Source organism: Streptomyces caniferus (assembly GCF_009811555.1).
Taxonomy (GTDB): Bacteria; Actinomycetota; Actinomycetes; order Streptomycetales; family Streptomycetaceae; genus Streptomyces; species Streptomyces caniferus.
In genome coordinates, this window is sequence record NZ_BLIN01000002.1 from 1,463,694 (window position 1) to 1,478,540 (window position 14,847).

Annotated in this window: 14 protein-coding genes; 3 read left to right on the top strand and 11 right to left on the bottom strand. The window is 70.4% G+C overall.

All coding sequences use genetic code 11. From position 1 onward, the window contains the following. Positions 1 to 61 precede the first annotated feature (61 nt). From Scani_RS08335 to Scani_RS08350, 4 genes are all read right to left on the bottom strand, one after another. Complete coding sequence (locus tag Scani_RS08335) at positions 62 to 667, bottom strand: hypothetical protein (RefSeq protein WP_159471470.1); 606 nt, start codon at positions 665 to 667, stop codon at positions 62 to 64. Beyond that, positions 664 to 1,947 (bottom strand): DUF7224 domain-containing protein, encoded by a 1,284-nt coding sequence (locus tag Scani_RS08340; protein ID WP_159471472.1) that lies wholly within the window; start codon positions 1,945 to 1,947, stop codon positions 664 to 666. Before Scani_RS08340 ends, Scani_RS08335 begins: the two co-directional genes overlap by 4 nt. Positions 1,948 to 1,950: 3 nt before the next feature. Beyond that, entirely contained in the window at positions 1,951 to 2,694 is a 744-nt protein-coding gene (locus Scani_RS08345; RefSeq protein WP_159471474.1) for an ABC transporter ATP-binding protein, read from the bottom strand. 82 nt (positions 2,695 to 2,776) lie between these two features. Further along, positions 2,777 to 3,196 (bottom strand): hypothetical protein, encoded by a 420-nt coding sequence (locus Scani_RS08350; protein ID WP_159471476.1) that lies wholly within the window; start codon positions 3,194 to 3,196, stop codon positions 2,777 to 2,779. 661 nt (positions 3,197 to 3,857) lie between these two features. Between Scani_RS08350 and Scani_RS08355 the strand changes: the two genes are divergently transcribed. Then, complete coding sequence (locus Scani_RS08355) at positions 3,858 to 4,256, top strand: hypothetical protein (protein ID WP_159471478.1); 399 nt, start codon at positions 3,858 to 3,860, stop codon at positions 4,254 to 4,256. A gap of 160 nt (positions 4,257 to 4,416) precedes the next feature. Here Scani_RS08355 and Scani_RS08360 read toward each other — a convergent pair whose 3' ends face one another. The 6 genes from Scani_RS08360 to Scani_RS08385 all read right to left on the bottom strand — a co-directional run bounded on the left by Scani_RS08360 (position 4,417) and on the right by Scani_RS08385 (position 10,226). Next, the gene (locus Scani_RS08360) at positions 4,417 to 5,151 is read right to left on the bottom strand and encodes a hypothetical protein (protein WP_159471480.1); all 735 of its coding nucleotides are present in this window, start codon (positions 5,149 to 5,151) and stop codon (positions 4,417 to 4,419) included. 28 nt (positions 5,152 to 5,179) lie between these two features. Then, the gene (locus Scani_RS08365) at positions 5,180 to 5,335 is read right to left on the bottom strand and encodes a hypothetical protein (RefSeq protein ID WP_159471482.1); all 156 of its coding nucleotides are present in this window, start codon (positions 5,333 to 5,335) and stop codon (positions 5,180 to 5,182) included. A 64-nt stretch (positions 5,336 to 5,399) separates the two neighbouring features. Further along, on the bottom strand, positions 5,400 to 7,250 hold the full coding sequence (ilvD, locus tag Scani_RS08370; protein WP_159471484.1) for a dihydroxy-acid dehydratase: 1,851 nt from the start codon (positions 7,248 to 7,250) through the stop codon (positions 5,400 to 5,402). A 342-nt stretch (positions 7,251 to 7,592) separates the two neighbouring features. Then, positions 7,593 to 8,252 carry a TetR/AcrR family transcriptional regulator gene (locus Scani_RS08375; protein WP_159471486.1) on the bottom strand — a complete coding sequence of 220 codons (660 nt, stop codon included), beginning with the start codon at positions 8,250 to 8,252 and terminating at the stop codon, positions 7,593 to 7,595. Continuing rightward, on the bottom strand, positions 8,249 to 9,073 hold the full coding sequence (locus tag Scani_RS08380) for a sugar phosphate isomerase/epimerase family protein (RefSeq protein WP_174872636.1): 825 nt from the start codon (positions 9,071 to 9,073) through the stop codon (positions 8,249 to 8,251). Before Scani_RS08380 ends, Scani_RS08375 begins: the two co-directional genes overlap by 4 nt. A 226-nt stretch (positions 9,074 to 9,299) precedes the next feature. Further along, positions 9,300 to 10,226 (bottom strand): Ppx/GppA family phosphatase, encoded by a 927-nt coding sequence (locus Scani_RS08385; protein ID WP_159471488.1) that lies wholly within the window; start codon positions 10,224 to 10,226, stop codon positions 9,300 to 9,302. A gap of 75 nt (positions 10,227 to 10,301) precedes the next feature. Here Scani_RS08385 and Scani_RS08390 point away from each other — a divergent pair, with 75 nt between their 5' ends. Beyond that, positions 10,302 to 11,183 (top strand): DUF3109 family protein, encoded by an 882-nt coding sequence (locus tag Scani_RS08390; RefSeq protein WP_159471490.1) that lies wholly within the window; start codon positions 10,302 to 10,304, stop codon positions 11,181 to 11,183. 40 nt (positions 11,184 to 11,223) lie between these two features. Here Scani_RS08390 and Scani_RS08395 read toward each other — a convergent pair whose 3' ends face one another. After that, entirely contained in the window at positions 11,224 to 12,981 is a 1,758-nt protein-coding gene (locus Scani_RS08395; protein WP_159471492.1) for a BACON domain-containing protein, read from the bottom strand. A 348-nt stretch (positions 12,982 to 13,329) separates the two neighbouring features. Between Scani_RS08395 and radA the strand changes: the two genes are divergently transcribed. Next, positions 13,330 to 14,742 (top strand): DNA repair protein RadA, encoded by a 1,413-nt coding sequence (gene radA, locus Scani_RS08400; RefSeq protein ID WP_159471493.1) that lies wholly within the window; start codon positions 13,330 to 13,332, stop codon positions 14,740 to 14,742. The last annotated feature ends 105 nt before the right edge of the window (positions 14,743 to 14,847 follow it).

Sequence of the window (14,847 nt, forward strand, 5' to 3'; positions counted from 1 at the left end):
CCCGCCGCACACAACGGCCCCCGCCGCTCGTCACGACGGGGGCCGTTGCCGATTCCGGTCATCAGGCCGTGCGGGCGAGTGGGTTGAGCAGCGGACGTTGCTTCCACAGCACGAGGGCGCAGCCAACGGCAAAGAGGAAGATGGCTTCCCCTGCGCCAAGGTAGGAACTCGGCTGCTGGATGGGCCACGCCCAGGGCTGGGCCGAGCCCCCCGGCCTGCGTCCGGCGGCAGCACAGGCCAGAGGGAGTGCAGCGATGCAGATCGCGGCAATGCCGGGTCCCAGAGCCGCGCGGACAATGAGAGCCGCCCCGAGGAAGCCCACGCAGTTGCGAGCCAGTGACAGGGATTCGGGCCGGTCCCACAACAGATGGATCACCGCCGCCGACATCACCACCAGGATCGCGAAGGCAAGGCACAGCGCAAAGTTGCGTCGGCCCTTGTGACGCAGGGCGACCTCTTCGGCGATGGTGTCACCGCGGTCGATGCCGTGCAGGAGCAGGACGACGGGGAGCACGCCGAGGATCTGGGCGACCAGGAGCTGCCCGGACGGGCCGACCACCGCGGGCACAGGAATGGCTTCTTCCCGGACCAAGACGGCCATGAGGTATACCGCAAAGGTCGAGGCCACAACTGCGGGGGCGCCTTTGGCCTTGAGCCACCAGATCATCGTGCGGACTCCCGGACGTGCGACGAGGGCGGTGGTGCAGGGTGCGTCGTGCAGTCGCGCAGGGCCTGACTGTTGCGGTGGTACCAGGCCAACTGCTCGTCATGAGATGCCTGCATGACGTGTGCGGCTACCGCGCCCTCCTTTCCACCGTAGTGGCCGGCCACTTCCTCCTTCTTGGCTCCCGCGGTCAGCGAAAGCCACGCGGCGGTCGGCCCGTAGGCATCGGCGCCGGGGAAAGAACTGCCGGACTGGGCACAAGCCGGCGGCCCGGACGGCAGAAGAGCGGTGCCCACACCGGCACGTACCTCGGACGGGGTGGGTTCGGGCCAGGCTCCGATGAACAGAGCTCCCTTTCCGGGATGTTCGTTCATGGTGAGCTTGTCGGGCACGCTGAGCCCAGCCTGCTGAAGATGGTGACGGGCATAGGAGGCGTTCTCCCGGACCATGGCCGCATGCCCGGCCAGCTCGGGCCACAGGCACACGCGCGGTTCGTCTCCGGCGCACACCAACTGGTCGGTGGAGCGGGCGGTCACGGGATCGGCTGGCAGGCCATAGGCGAGCGCTGCGCTGCCGGCCACACCTGCCACCAGTGCACCGCTGATGAAGAGAGTGCGGGCTCGTCGTCGCAGCATGGACAGGGCCAGGGCAGCAGCGCCGATGACACCAAGGGCAAGCACCAAGGCGCTTGCCGCAGCGCGCCAGCTGGGCGTCTGGTCGAGGGAGCAGCACGAGCCCATGCCACCGGTGACCATATGACGCAGCCACAGCGGTTCCAGAGCAGCCGGATACGCGGTCAGCACGAAGCTGAGGATCAGAGCCAGGGGCGTGGCCACGACCAGGGGAAGGCGTTTGCCGAGAAGAAAGCCGGCCATGGCATGGGCCGTGAGAATGATCAGCCAGATGAGGATCATGCCGACCGGCGGCGTGCCGACATCCGGACGACCCGTGGAGACGGTCACGGCAGTGGCTACTGCCATCCCGACGGTCCCCAGGACGAATACAGGAGCGAGAAGCGGCAGGGCAATCCCGAGGCCGGAGCGCGTCGGGGCCCAGTGCGTCACGTTGCCCCGCGTGAGCCGGGTACCTTCCCAGGCGCCGGCAGTGGCACAGGCAGGTGCAACGAACGGTAAGGCGAAGGTGGCGGCACCCAGGGCACTGGGCCAATAGCCGTGGGTGACCCCGGCGGTGAGGTCATCCGACAGCAGCAGGGCAACGAACGTGGCCAGCAAGGGGGCCAGCCAAGAGGCGGAGGAGGAGCGCAGGACGGTACGCCACAACACGGCTCACACCTCCTGGGCGATCAGTTGGGTGTATGCGCCCTCGGCACGCCTGCCTTCGGGGATGCCGGGAGCGGCCAAGGACAGGAAGGCGTCCGTGTCGCCTTCGAAACGCACCCTGCCCTGGTCGAGGATGACGACGTGGTCATACATGGTGTCGAGGTCCTCGGTCTGATGCGTCGACACCACGACCTGGATGTCGGCCAGCAGATGCGTCACGAGATCGCGGAAGATCTGACGCTGTGAGGGGTCGAGACCTGCTGTCGGTTCGTCGAGAAGCACGATTTCGCTGCTGTGGACGAGCGTTCCCGCAATGCCCATGCGCCGCAGTTGCCCCCCGGAAAGCTGATGGCTCTTCCGGTCTGCCAGGCTTCCCAGCTTCACACGTTCAAGGGCCTCGCGGGACTGGTCCCATGCGTCGGAACGGGACATTCCCTTCAACCAGCCGATATAGGCGACGTTTTCCCGAACGGTGAGTCCGGGCATGGGCTTGACGTTCTGAGGAAGCCAGCCCACTGCCTGGCGGTAGGCGGCCCGCGACTTCGACCGGGCCGGATCAATTCCCCGCCAGGTCACTGTTCCCTCCGTAGGAGAGATCCAGGAGGCAGCGATACCCATGAGCGTCGATTTCCCTGCGCCGTTCGGCCCGAGCAGGACGGTGGCTCTGTGCCCGATGGAGAGATCGAGCTGGTCGAGGACAGGAACTTTCCGTCCGTACTGGAAGGAGCAACGATTGAATTGCAGAGACATGGCACCCTAGCTTGTCGCGAGCCGAAGTAAGCCGGCCGGGAGCACATTCACGCTCCCGGCCGGCGTATCGTCACCTACTCCACTACCACGTCATCTTGACGGGCTTGGCGTACAGGTGGAAAGTACCCGGACCCGAAGTCCCATTGATCTTGTCGAGGCTGAAGTAGTAGTCACCCGAAGCGAGGTCCCCCCAAGACTTCGTCGCACTGCACACATCACTCTTTGAGCCCTTGTTCGTGTCCGGGCCGAAGACATCCTTCCACACCGAAACCGCAGCGCTCGTCCTGGTGTTGGGCGAACTTGCCGTCGTGCAGTTGGAGAGGCGCACCGTGGTGCTGGCGCCGTCATTGTTGTTGTCGGTCCACCGGCCGGACTCCGCTCCGGTGGCCCAGTACGAGATGTACGACGTCTTGCTGCCCTCCGCATGCGCCGGGATGGCGCCGAAGGTGACTGTTGCCAGAACACCCGACAGGACAGCACCGGTGACACGTGAAACTCGCATCGTTCCCCCTAAGTTATCTCCCCCTGTGCACACCCACGGAAGGTGCAGTCGAGAACTCGACCGGGGAGCGCTGATCGAATCATCCGACGCTTCCGGCACACCCGCAACAGGATTCGAATGTTTGAGTCAATGCGGATCCAGGTATGCCTGCCACCCCTGACCTGTGCGGTACCGTGAAATTTCAAGGCCAAAATGCAGTTTTGCGCGAAAGAGGTGCGCGCAGCAGCTTGCCGGGTTGGCTGAAAGTGCACGCTTACAGCGAGGACTGTCGGCATCTGGGTGTAGCAACTGCCCACAAAACGGAATGCATCCATCCGAACTCGCCAATGAGCTCGGGCCCCTGACAGGATCCGGCCACCTATGACACGAGCGAGGACTCCGGAATAAGAACTTCCGTCGCACGATCATCCTCGTCACCCGCGTCATTCACACCACTCGATGGGCCTCTGCAGCCAACTCGGTGCCCCACTGATGCCCATCCATAGCCATGGGCGTCGGTCCAATAATTTCGGCCACGCACCGTAAACAGCGTTGCCGATATCGAACATCTGCGACTAATTTCCCTACCGCAATCACTAACAGTTGCCGCCGGGAGAGCCAGACCTCCTCCGGAGGGCCAGTTGGCCAAGTGCCGTGTCATGCGGGGGAAGTGAGCAAAGCTATGCACGCGAACCGTCGAATATCCGGAGCCATCGCAGGATCCCTGTTCCTGGGGCTCATAGGGGCCGTCCCGGCCCACGCGGAAGGCAGTCGGAGCACATACATATCGGACTGGCACGTCAACAACGAATCGAAGCGCTGGACGGATGCAAATCGCGACAGTGTCAGCACGTCCGTGCAGTTCAGCGGGTGTTCGACGGACACTGCCGACGGCTTGAACACCGCCGCCCTCACCTTGTACAAGGACGTGTTCGGCCCCGATGAGAACCATGGAACCCGCAACAACCACTGCAATACGTCGTCGTGGGGCGATAAGTCCGCAGGCGACTACTACTTCACGCTCGTCGGCATTTCCCCCGGAGCCACCCTGCACGTCAAGAAGGTAGCGATCCGATACTGAACTCCACGGCCTCAGGCGCCTGTGGGGGCTGCAGCACGATTGCCCTACGCCCCCCGGCCTCAAGGGCCGTCACGTATCGATACCACGGCAACGGCCCCCGTCGCTCGCCCGCGACGGGGGCCGTTGCCGTAGCGCCGGCGTCGGCAGCCGCCGACGGGAATCAGCACCAGGCAGTGAGGTCGTATACGGCCTGACAGCGGATATCGGAGACCGGGCGCCGGAAACGTTCGAGGTCGTGTGACGACACCAGCGCCGGGAAGATCATGTTGACGGTCCCACCGCGTGAGTCGACCTTCCCCGCCTCGTCGCGCATACAGAAGTCGAGCCCCCAGACCGCGCCGGTTTCCGTCCATCTGACGTAGTACCGGGCGTACCGCTCGTCGACGAGCATGAAGCCGAGCAGGCGCCACTCCCCCTCACCCGCTTCCTCTTCCCCGTCTTCGGAAAGGTGCACCGGGTCGTTCGCCGAACCGAGGGAGAGCAGCGGTAGGTACACAGCGTCCGCCAAGGCGAGGGGCGGGTCATCGACGGTACGGAGGAAGTGACGCCGGGCGTCGCGTACCGGCACCGCGAACCCCTCGTCGGGGAAGGGCGGACCGAGAGACTCGCGCCGGGCGACGCACGCGCGTAGTGCGGCGATGAAGTAATCGTGGGGGATTTCCTCGCCGTCATCGTCGAGCAGCGGGATCTCCAGGGCATACGAGGTGCCGAGATCTTGGCCGTCCCACAGGACGGCTCTCGCCCCTCGATCGATTTCTGTCGGCGGGAGCAACCCCCGCAGCACCTGCGAACCCGGCGTCAAAGGGGAGGCCACGAACTCTCGCAGCCTCCCCAACAGGCTCTCCAGGAGAACGTCGCGCGGGGTCCGGCCGGCGGTGGGGTCGTCCTCAACCACGGTGATCGATTCTCCCTGGGAGCGCGAATCAGACGGTGTTCACGACGTCAGGGCAGCGGTTGACGCCCTGGCAGAAGGCGGTGATCGTACCGATCTTGCCCTTGCGCCCCGGCAGCTTGTAACGGCCGTCATCGGCCTGCCAGTGCCGACAGAGCGAAGCACGGTGCCGGCGGTCGTGTCCCACGACCGCCGGCACCGTGCGGTGTCCTGCGTCTTGCCCTGCCGTGCCGGGTGCGCCCCGGGCCGCCTCAGCCCAGCTTGCTCACGTCGCGCACCGCGCCCTTGTCGGCGCTGGTGGCCATGGCCGCGTAGGCGCGCAGGGCCTGGGAGACCTTGCGCTCGCGGTTCTTCGGGGCGTAGACGCCTTCCAGGGCCAGCCGGCGGGACTCCAGCTCCACGTCGCCGACGAGGAGTTCGATGGTGCGGTTCGGGATGTCGATCTTGATGCGGTCGCCGTCCTCGACGAGGGCGATGGTGCCGCCGGCCGCCGCCTCGGGCGAGGCGTGGCCGATGGACAGGCCGGAGGTTCCGCCGGAGAAACGGCCGTCGGTGACCAGTGCGCAGGCCTTGCCCAGGCCACGGCCCTTGAGGAAGGACGTCGGGTAGAGCATCTCCTGCATGCCGGGGCCGCCCTTGGGGCCCTCGTAGCGGATGACGACGACGTCGCCCTCCTTGATCTGCTTCTTGAGGATCTTGTCGACGGCCTCTTCCTGCGACTCGCAGACCACGGCCGGGCCCTCGAAGTTCCAGATCGACTCGTCGACGCCGGCGGTCTTCACGACGCAGCCGTCCTCGGCGAGGTTGCCCTTGAGGACCGCGAGGCCGCCGTCGACGGAGTAGGCGTGCGCCAGGTCGCGGATGCAGCCGCCCTCGGCGTCGACGTCGAGGCCGTCCCAGCGCTCGGACTGGGAGAAGGCGGTGGCCGAGCGCTTGCAGCCGGGGGCCGCGTGCCACAGCTCGACGGCCTCGTCGGAGGGTGAACCGCCGCGCACGTCCCAGGTCTTGAGCCATTCCTCGATGGAGGCGCTGTGCACGGTGTGCACGTCCTCGTTGAGGAGTCCGGCGCGCCACAGCTCGCCGAGGAGGGCGGGGATGCCGCCGGCGCGGTGCACGTCCTCCATGTAGTACGTGCCGCCCGGCGCGACGTTCGGGGCGACCTTCGCCAGGCAGGGCACCCGGCGCGAGACCGCGTTGATGTCGTCCAGGTCGAAGTCGAGACCGGCTTCCTGGGCGGCGGCGAGGAGGTGCAGGATCGTGTTCGTCGAGCCGCCCATGGCGATGTCGAGGGCCATGGCGTTCTCGAAGGCGGCGCGGGTGCCGATGTTGCGCGGCAGGACGGTGTGGTCGTCCTCGTCGTAGTGCCGCTTGGTGATCTCGACGACCGTGCGGCCGGCGTTCTCGTACAGCGCCTTGCGGGCGGTGTGGGTGGCCAGCACGGAGCCGTTGCCGGGCAGCGACAGGCCGATCGCCTCGGTCAGGCAGTTCATGGAGTTGGCGGTGAACATGCCGGAACAGGAGCCGCAGGTCGGACAGGCGTTCTCCTCGATGCGGAGGATGTCCTCGTCGGAGATCTTGTCGTTGACGGCGTCCGAGATCGCGTCGACCAGGTCGAGGGTGCGGACGGTGCCGTCGACGAGGGTCGCCTTGCCGGACTCCATCGGGCCGCCGGAGACGAAGACCGTCGGGATGTTGAGGCGCATCGCGGCCATCAGCATGCCCGGGGTGATCTTGTCGCAGTTGGAGATGCAGATCAGCGCGTCGGCACAGTGCGCCTCGACCATGTACTCGACGGAGTCGGCGATCAGGTCGCGGGAGGGCAGGCTGTAGAGCATGCCGCCGTGGCCCATGGCGATGCCGTCGTCGACCGCGATGGTGTTGAACTCGCGGGCGATGCCGCCGGCCGCGTGGATCGCCTCGGAGACGATCCGGCCGACCGGCTGGAGGTGGGTGTGGCCGGGCACGAACTCTGTGAAGCTGTTGGCGACGGCGATGATCGGCTTGCCGAAGTCCTCCCGCGCTACGCCGGAGGCCTGCATAAGGGCTCGGGCGCCGGCCATGTTGCGGCCATGGGTAACGGTGCGGGACCTCAGCTCGGGCACGATGGTCACTCCCTCGGGATTACGTCCGTACGACCGCCGGTACCGGTACCTGGGCTCTGCCGCGCAGCTTTGCCGCGTACCGGGTGGCGTCATATATCAGCTCCCGTCGAGATTACGCCTCCGATCCAAGATCTGGACAGTCTCTCCGGCATATGAGACGGCTGCCCGGAGTGCGGACAGCGGGGAGCGCAGCGTTCTCGCAGGTCGCGGCGGTGATCAGGCTCGCGGGGCGGCATATATGCCGGTTGGCAGGGCCGTGTCAGATCCGGGTGTCGGGGGCCGCGCCCCGTCCGGCCGAGGGCTGTGCCGGACCGGTTGCCGCGGCTGCGCCCCATCCGGCCGTCAGGGCTGCGTCAGATACCGCTGGAGGGTCGGTGCGACCATCGCGATGATCTCCTCCGTGTCCGCCGAGGCGACCGGGTCCATCTTGATCACATAGCGCAGCATGGCGATCCCGATGAGGTGCCCGGCGGCCAGCTGCGCCCGGAACTCCGGGTCGGGAACGTCGAGTTCGCCCGCCACCCGCTGCAGCATCCGGCGCTCGATGAGCCCGCGCAGCACCGCCGCCGCGGTGTCGTTGGTCAGCGCCGAGCGCATGATCGCCAGCAGGGCCGGCCGGCTGACCGGGTTCTCCCAGACGCCGAACATGAAGCGGGCCATCCGCTCCCCGACGTCCGCGCCGCCGCCCGCGAGGGCGTCGGGCATGGTCAGCGCGGGGGCGAAGGTCAGCTCGATGGCGGCCGCGAAGACCTGCTCCTTGGTGCCGAAGTAGTGGTGCACCAGCGCCGCGTCCACCCCGGCCGCCTTGGCGATGCCTCGCACCGAGGTCTTGTCGTAGCCGCGCTCGGCGAACTGCGTACGGGCCGCGGCCAGGATCCGCTCACGGGCGCCGGGACCGGCCTCGGCGGCGGCGCGGGCCGGGCGGCCCCTGCGGCGGGCCGGTGCGGGCGGCGTACCGGGCGCGGGGGAGGCGTCGTCCGGCCCGTGCCCGCTGCCGCTCACGAGCCCGGGACCCAGGTCGGCGAGGCGAGATGCAGCCGGGTGAAGGCGAGCGCCTCGGCGAGGTCGGCCTCGCGCTCCGCCGGGGACATCGCCCGCCGGGTGTTGACCTCGACGACCACATGGCCCTCGAAGCCGGTGCGCGCCAGCCGCTCCAGCACCTCGGCGCAGGGCTGGCTGCCGCGCCCCGGCACCAGATGCTCGTCCTTGGCGGAGCCGTTGCCGTCGGCGAGGTGGACGTGCCCCAGACGGTCGCCCATCCGCTCCACCATCGCCAGCGCGTCGTTACGGGCGGTGGCGGTGTGCGAGAGGTCGACGGTGAAGTGCCGGTAGTCGTCGTTGGTGGGGTCCCAGTCCGGGGCGTAGGCGAGCATCTCGCGGTCCCGGTAGCGCCACGGGTACATGTTCTCGACGGCGAACTTCACGTCCGTCTCGCCCGCCATCCGCCACACCCCGCGGACGAACTCCCGGGCGTAGCTGCGCTGCCAGCGGAACGGCGGGTGCACGACCACCGTCGAGGCGCCCAGCTTCTCCGCGGCGGTGCGGGCGCGCTGGAGCTTGACCCACGGATCGGTGGACCAGACCCGCTGGGTGATCAGCAGACACGGTGCGTGGACGGCCAGCACCGGCACACCGTGGTAGTCCGAGAGCCGGCGCAGCGCCTCGATGTCCTGGCTGACCGGATCGGTCCACACCATGACCTCGACGCCGTCGTAGCCGAGGCGCGCGGCGATCTCGAAGGCCGTCGCCGTCGACTCCGGATACACCGAGGCCGTGGACAGCGCGACCTTCGCATCCGGGATGCGCACCACTGGCTCTGTCACGAAGGACAGCGTACGGGCCAAGACCCGGCGCGGGGCAGGAGGTCCGGCGACCGCGGCCCCCTGTCGGTGGTGGCGGGGGACGGCGGGACAGGGCACTACGGGTGTGGCGGGGCCCGCCGGGGCGTGACGAGTCTCACGACCGCCCGGCCGCCGGCGGGCGCGCCAGGGCCTGTCTTCAAAGTCCCGTCGTTCGCCCGCAAGGCAGGCGGGACTTTGAAGACAGGCCCTACGGCAGGTGGTCCAGCCGCCGCAGGATGACGCCCTCGCGCAGCGCCCAGGGGCAGATCTCCAGCGTCTCGACCCCGAACAGGTCCATCGCCGCCTCGGCGACCAGCGCCCCGGCGAGCAGCTGCCGCGAGCGGCCCTCGGACACGCCGGGCAGCGTGCCCCGCTCCTCCGCGGTCATCCCGGCCAGCCGCGGCACCCACTCCTCCAGCTTCATGCGGGTCAGCTCCCGCTGGACGTAGAGCCCCTCCGCCGAGCGCGCGGCGCCCGCGATCCGGGCCAGCTGCCGGAAGGTCTTGGACGTGCCGACGACCCGGTCGGGGGTGCCGTAGCGGCTGAATTCGCTGACCACCTTGGCGATCTCGGCCCGCACCCGGCGGCGCAGCGTCCGGACGTCATCGGCCTCCGGGGGATCGCCGGGCAGGTCGCCCGCGGTCAGCCGGCCGGCGCCCAGCGGCAGCGACACCGCCACGTCCGGGTCCTCGTCCAGGCCGTAGGCGATCTCCAGCGAGCCGCCGCCGATGTCCAGCACCAGCAGCCGGCCGGCCGACCAGCCCAGCCACCGGCGGGCGGCGAGGAAGGTGAGCCGCGCCTCGTCCTCGCCGGAGAGCACCTGGAGCTCGACCTCGGTCTCCGCGGCGACCCGGCGCAGCACGTCCTCGCCGTTGGTGGCCTCGCGGACCGCCGAGGTGGCGAACGGCAGCACGCTCTCGACGCCCTTGTCCTCGGCCACCTGGAGCGCCTCGTGGACGGTGGCCACCAGCCGCTCCACCCCCGCGTCGCTTATCGCGCCCGCCTCGTCGAGGAGTTCGGCGAGCCGCAGCTCCGCCTTGTGCGAATAGGCGGGCAGCGGGCGCGCGCCCGGGTGTGCGTCCACCACCAGGAGATGGACCGTATTCGAACCCACATCGAGGACACCGAGTCTCATACGGGGAAACCTACTGCGGCGCCCGCCCACTCTTGTCGTCGCGGTCCCCACCGTGACGCGCCTTAGGCTGGAGTCGTGGCAAAGACGAAAAAGGCGAAGCACGAAAAAGCGCGCACCAAGGAAGAAAAGCGGCGCTCCCAGGCGACTGAGGGGGCGCGGTCCCCGAAGGAGGCCCCGGCCGACGAGGTCGGCCTCGACTTCGCCCGCGCCTGGGTCACCTTCCCGGACCCGGCCGACGACGAACAAATCTTCCGCTGCGACCTGACCTGGCTGACCTCCCGCTGGACCTGCATCTTCGGCAGCGGCTGCCAGGGCATCCAGGCCGGCCGGGCGGACGACGGCTGCTGCACGCTCGGCGCGCACTTCTCCGACGAGGACGACGAGAAGCGGGTCGCCGAACACGTGGCACGGCTCACACCCGACGTGTGGCAGCACCACGACGTCGGCACCACGACCGGCTGGACCCAGGAGGACGAGGACGGCGACCGGCAGACCCGGCGCTGGGAGGGCTCCTGCATCTTCCAGAACCGCCCCGGCTTCCCGGCCGGCGCCGGCTGCTCGCTGCACATCCTCGCGCTGCGCGAGGGCCGCGAGCCCCTGGAGACCAAGCCGGACGTCTGCTGGCAGCTGCCGGTCCGGCGCACCTACGACTGGATCGACCGGCCGGACGACACGCAGATCCTGCAGGTGACGATCGGCGAGTACGACCGGCGCGGCTGGGGCCCCGGCGGCCACGACCTGCACTGGTGGTGCACCTCCGCGACCTCGGCGCACGGCGCGGGCGACCCGGTGTACGTCTCGTACAAGCCGGAGCTGACCGAGCTGATGGGCAAGAAGGGCTACGCCAAGCTCGCCGAACTGTGCGAGGAGCGGCTCGCGGCGACGCTGCCGATGGCGCCGCACCCGGCCGACCCGAAGCCCCCGAAGCCCCCGAAGAAGCCCGAGAAGCAGAAGTAGCCGCGCCGGGGCCGCCGGATCCGGCGCGGCCCCGGCGCGCTCAGCGGGCGGGACGCGTCGTGTTCGACGGCGTCGAGGACGGTTCGGGTCCGGTCGGCTTCGGGGTCGGCGTCGCCGGCGTGGAGCTGGGCGCCGGGGACGTCGGGGTCGGCGTGGGTGTCGGCGTCGGGTGCGAGGGGCGCGGCGTCGGATGCGCGGGCGTCGGACGCTGCGGGCCGGGGGCGGGCCCGGTCACGCCATGCCCCTCCATCGTGACGGCGGTGCCGCCGGGCTCGATGGCGATCCGGGCCCGCCAGCGGCCCGCCGGCTCCCGGTCGTGGTCGATGTCGACCGTGATCGTCGTGGTCTCGCCCGGCCGCAGCGTGCCCGCCGTATGACTGAGCTGCAGCCAGGCCGCGCCCGCCGAGGCGCGCCAGCGCACCGGCGCGCCGCCCGAGGCACTGAGCGTGATCACCGTGGTCCGGCCGCTGGGCTGCGCGGCGACCGTCAGCCGCCCGGGGCCCGACTCCGCGCGGCCGCCCGGCCCGCCCGGCCGCTGCGGGGTGCCGTCCGCGCTGATCACCTCGACGGACACATCGGGCCCGCCCGCACCGGCCCGGAAACCGGGATCGGGCGTCGTCCTGGCATTGCCCGCGTTCTCGTACGGCCGGCCGCCCAGCCGCCCCCCGGGCTCCGTGTCGCTGGCCGTCACCGACGGCGAGGCGTCCGCCGCCTCGTCCGTGGCCGGGCCGCCGTGGTACGCCGCCCACAGGGCCAGCACCGGCGCCGCGACCACCGTGGCGACCACCGTGGTGGTCAGCGCCCGGCCGCGCAGCCTGCGCCGTCGGGCCACCCGGTCCGTAGGGGGGCCGACGGGAAAACCGCTGCGGTCATAGCGAGGAGAACCGTTTGCCCCACCGTTCCGGCCGCCGCGTCCCGCACCGGCCACCCCTTCCGCCCGGCCCGACTTCGCGCGCCGGGCCGCCGCCAGCGCACCGAGCACGGCCTCACGGGGCGCGGCGACCAGCGGCAGCGAGCCCCGGGCCACCGGCGCGGTGCCCGGCCAGGTCCCCGGGGCGGTGGCCCGCTCGGCGGTCCGCCGGCACTCCGCGCAGTCGTCGACATGGCGCACCAGCTCCCGGCTCAGCGCCGCGCCCAGCAGCATCTGGGTGTCCCCCGCCAGCTGGGCGACCTCGCGGCAGCGGCCGGACTCGACGACGGCCAGCGCCGCCCGGGTCCGCTCCACCTCGCAGGACGCCGTGGCCAGCAGGGCGCGGGTGGCGATCGGGTCGGCGCCGAGCACCGCGGCGACCTCGTCGGCCGAGAGCTGATGCCGCACCGCGAGCTCCAGCGCCTCGCGCTGCTCGGGAGTGGTGCCCGCGGCCTCCGGCCAGGCCAGCGCGGCGAGTTCACGCTGCCGGCGCTCGGCCTCGGCGGCGGCCGTGGCGCCGGCGGACGGGCCCGGGGCGGCCGGGCCGGTCCGCTCGGTGAGCCGGCGCAGGCAGGCCCAGCGGGCCAGGGCGTAGAGCCAGGAGCGGTACTGCGCCCGGTCGGCGGGCCGCCTGCTGTGGTGCCGCTCGGCGAGCGCGAGCATCTCGCCGAGCACCGCGGTCGCCGCGTCGTGCTCGCACAGCACCGACAGGCAGTAGGTGAACAGCCCGTCCAGATAAGGCTCGTAGCCGTCGGGGCGCTTCTCCGGGGGGCGCGCGGCATCCGGGCCGGGCCGCTCGGACGGCTGCGGCCGGCTCCGGCGCCGGCCGTCGCCGCGCGACCGGTGTGCGCCGGTGGAGTGCGTGGGGTGCTCGGGCCTGCTGCTCATCACCCCGGCGACGGTAGGCGGATGATGCAGCCGGTCTTGCTCGCGTTGGACACTTTTAACCCTTACGGGTGACCATCTCCCTCAAAAGAGGACACGAACAGCCCTTTACACCGGGGGTGCACTCCGTCTGCGCCACCCTGCCGGCGCACATCGGCGACGAGGCAGCCGTCCCCCGTTCGGCCCCCGTTCCGCCCCTCGCACGGCCCTTCCTTCCCGGAGATCCCGGACAGCGCCCGAAGCTCGCGGCCCACGAGCGAAGCTCTCGGACGAGGCCTCGCCCCCTCCCTCCCCCCCTGCTCCTCCACAGCTCGGGCGGGCGTTGTCACACCCCGCCGCTACGGTGGCCCCATGGCAACGCGTAAATCCTCGGGCAAGGAGCGCCCCTCCTACCGCTGTACGGAATGCGGCTGGACCACCGCGAAGTGGCTCGGCCGCTGCCCCGAATGCCAGGCATGGGGCACGGTCGAGGAGTTCGGCGGCGCCCCCGCGGTCCGCACCACCGCACCCGGCCGGGTCACCACCGCGGCCGTGCCCATCGGCCAGATCGACGGCCGGCAGGCCACCGCCCGCTCGACGGGCGTACCCGAACTCGACCGCGTCCTGGGCGGCGGACTGGTCCCCGGCGCGGTCGTCCTGCTGGCCGGCGAACCCGGCGTCGGCAAGTCCACCCTGCTGCTGGACGTCGCCGCCAAGGCCGCCTCCGACGCGCACCGCACCCTCTACGTCACCGGCGAGGAGTCCGCCAGCCAGGTACGGCTGCGCGCCGACCGCATCGGCGCCCTCGACGACCATCTGTATCTGGCGGCCGAAACCGACCTCTCCGCCGTCCTCGGCCACCTGGACACGGTCAAGCCCTCCCTCCTCGTCCTCGACTCCGTGCAGACCGTCGCCTCACCCGAGATCGAAGGCGCCCCCGGCGGCATGGCCCAGGTCCGCGAGGTGGCCGGCGCACTGATCCGGGCATCCAAGGAACGCGGCATGTCCACCCTCCTGGTCGGCCACGTCACCAAGGACGGCGCCATCGCCGGACCGCGCCTCCTGGAACATCTCGTCGACGTCGTCCTGCACTTCGAAGGCGACCGGCACGCCCGCCTGCGCCTCGTCCGCGGCGTCAAGAACCGCTACGGCACCACCGACGAGGTCGGCTGCTTCGAGCTCCACGACGAAGGCATCACCGGCCTCGCCGACCCCTCGGGCCTCTTCCTGACCCGCCGCGCCGAGCCCGTGCCCGGCACCTGCCTGACCGTGACCCTGGAGGGCCGCCGCCCGCTGGTCGCCGAGGTCCAGGCACTGACCGTCGACTCCCAGATCCCCTCCCCCCGGCGCACCACCTCCGGCCTGGAGACCTCCCGGGTCTCGATGATGCTCGCCGTACTGGAACAGCGCGGCCGCATCAGCGCCCTGGGCAAACGCGACATCTACAGCGCGACGGTCGGCGGGGTGAAGCTCACCGAACCCGCCGCCGACCTCGCCGTGGCCCTCGCCCTCGCCAGCGCCGCCAGCGACACCCCCCTCCCCAAGAACCTCGTCGCCATCGGCGAAGTGGGCCTCGCGGGGGAGGTCAGACGGGTCACCGGCGTCCAGCGCCGACTGTCCGAAGCGGCCCGCCTCGGCTTCACCCACGCCCTGGTCCCCTCCGACCCCGGCAAGATCCCCGACGGAATGCGGGTACTGGAGGTCGCCGACGTCGGAGCGGCCCTCAGCGTCCTGCCCAAGCGAGTGCGCCGGGAGGCCCCACAGGAAGAGGGCGCACGCCGGTAGACTTTGCCCTGGTCTCGCCCGTCACCGCAGAATTGCCTGTCGGCCACGTACGCTCCGTTGGTACGTCAACACAGCATGGACCGGGCGGCCTGCGGACCGACAGAC

Coding starts and splice junctions, on each gene's coding strand:
- Scani_RS08335 (WP_159471470.1), bottom strand. CDS start 667: ATGATCTGGTGGCTCAAGGCCAAAGGCGCCCCCGCAGTTGTGGCCTCG.
- Scani_RS08345 (WP_159471474.1), bottom strand. CDS start 2,694: ATGTCTCTGCAATTCAATCGTTGCTCCTTCCAGTACGGACGGAAAGTT.
- Scani_RS08350 (WP_159471476.1), bottom strand. CDS start 3,196: ATGCGAGTTTCACGTGTCACCGGTGCTGTCCTGTCGGGTGTTCTGGCA.
- Scani_RS08355 (WP_159471478.1), top strand. CDS start 3,858: ATGCACGCGAACCGTCGAATATCCGGAGCCATCGCAGGATCCCTGTTC.
- Scani_RS08385 (WP_159471488.1), bottom strand. CDS start 10,226: ATGAGACTCGGTGTCCTCGATGTGGGTTCGAATACGGTCCATCTCCTG.
- Scani_RS08395 (WP_159471492.1), bottom strand. CDS start 12,981: ATGAGCAGCAGGCCCGAGCACCCCACGCACTCCACCGGCGCACACCGG.
- radA (WP_159471493.1), top strand. CDS start 13,330: ATGGCAACGCGTAAATCCTCGGGCAAGGAGCGCCCCTCCTACCGCTGT.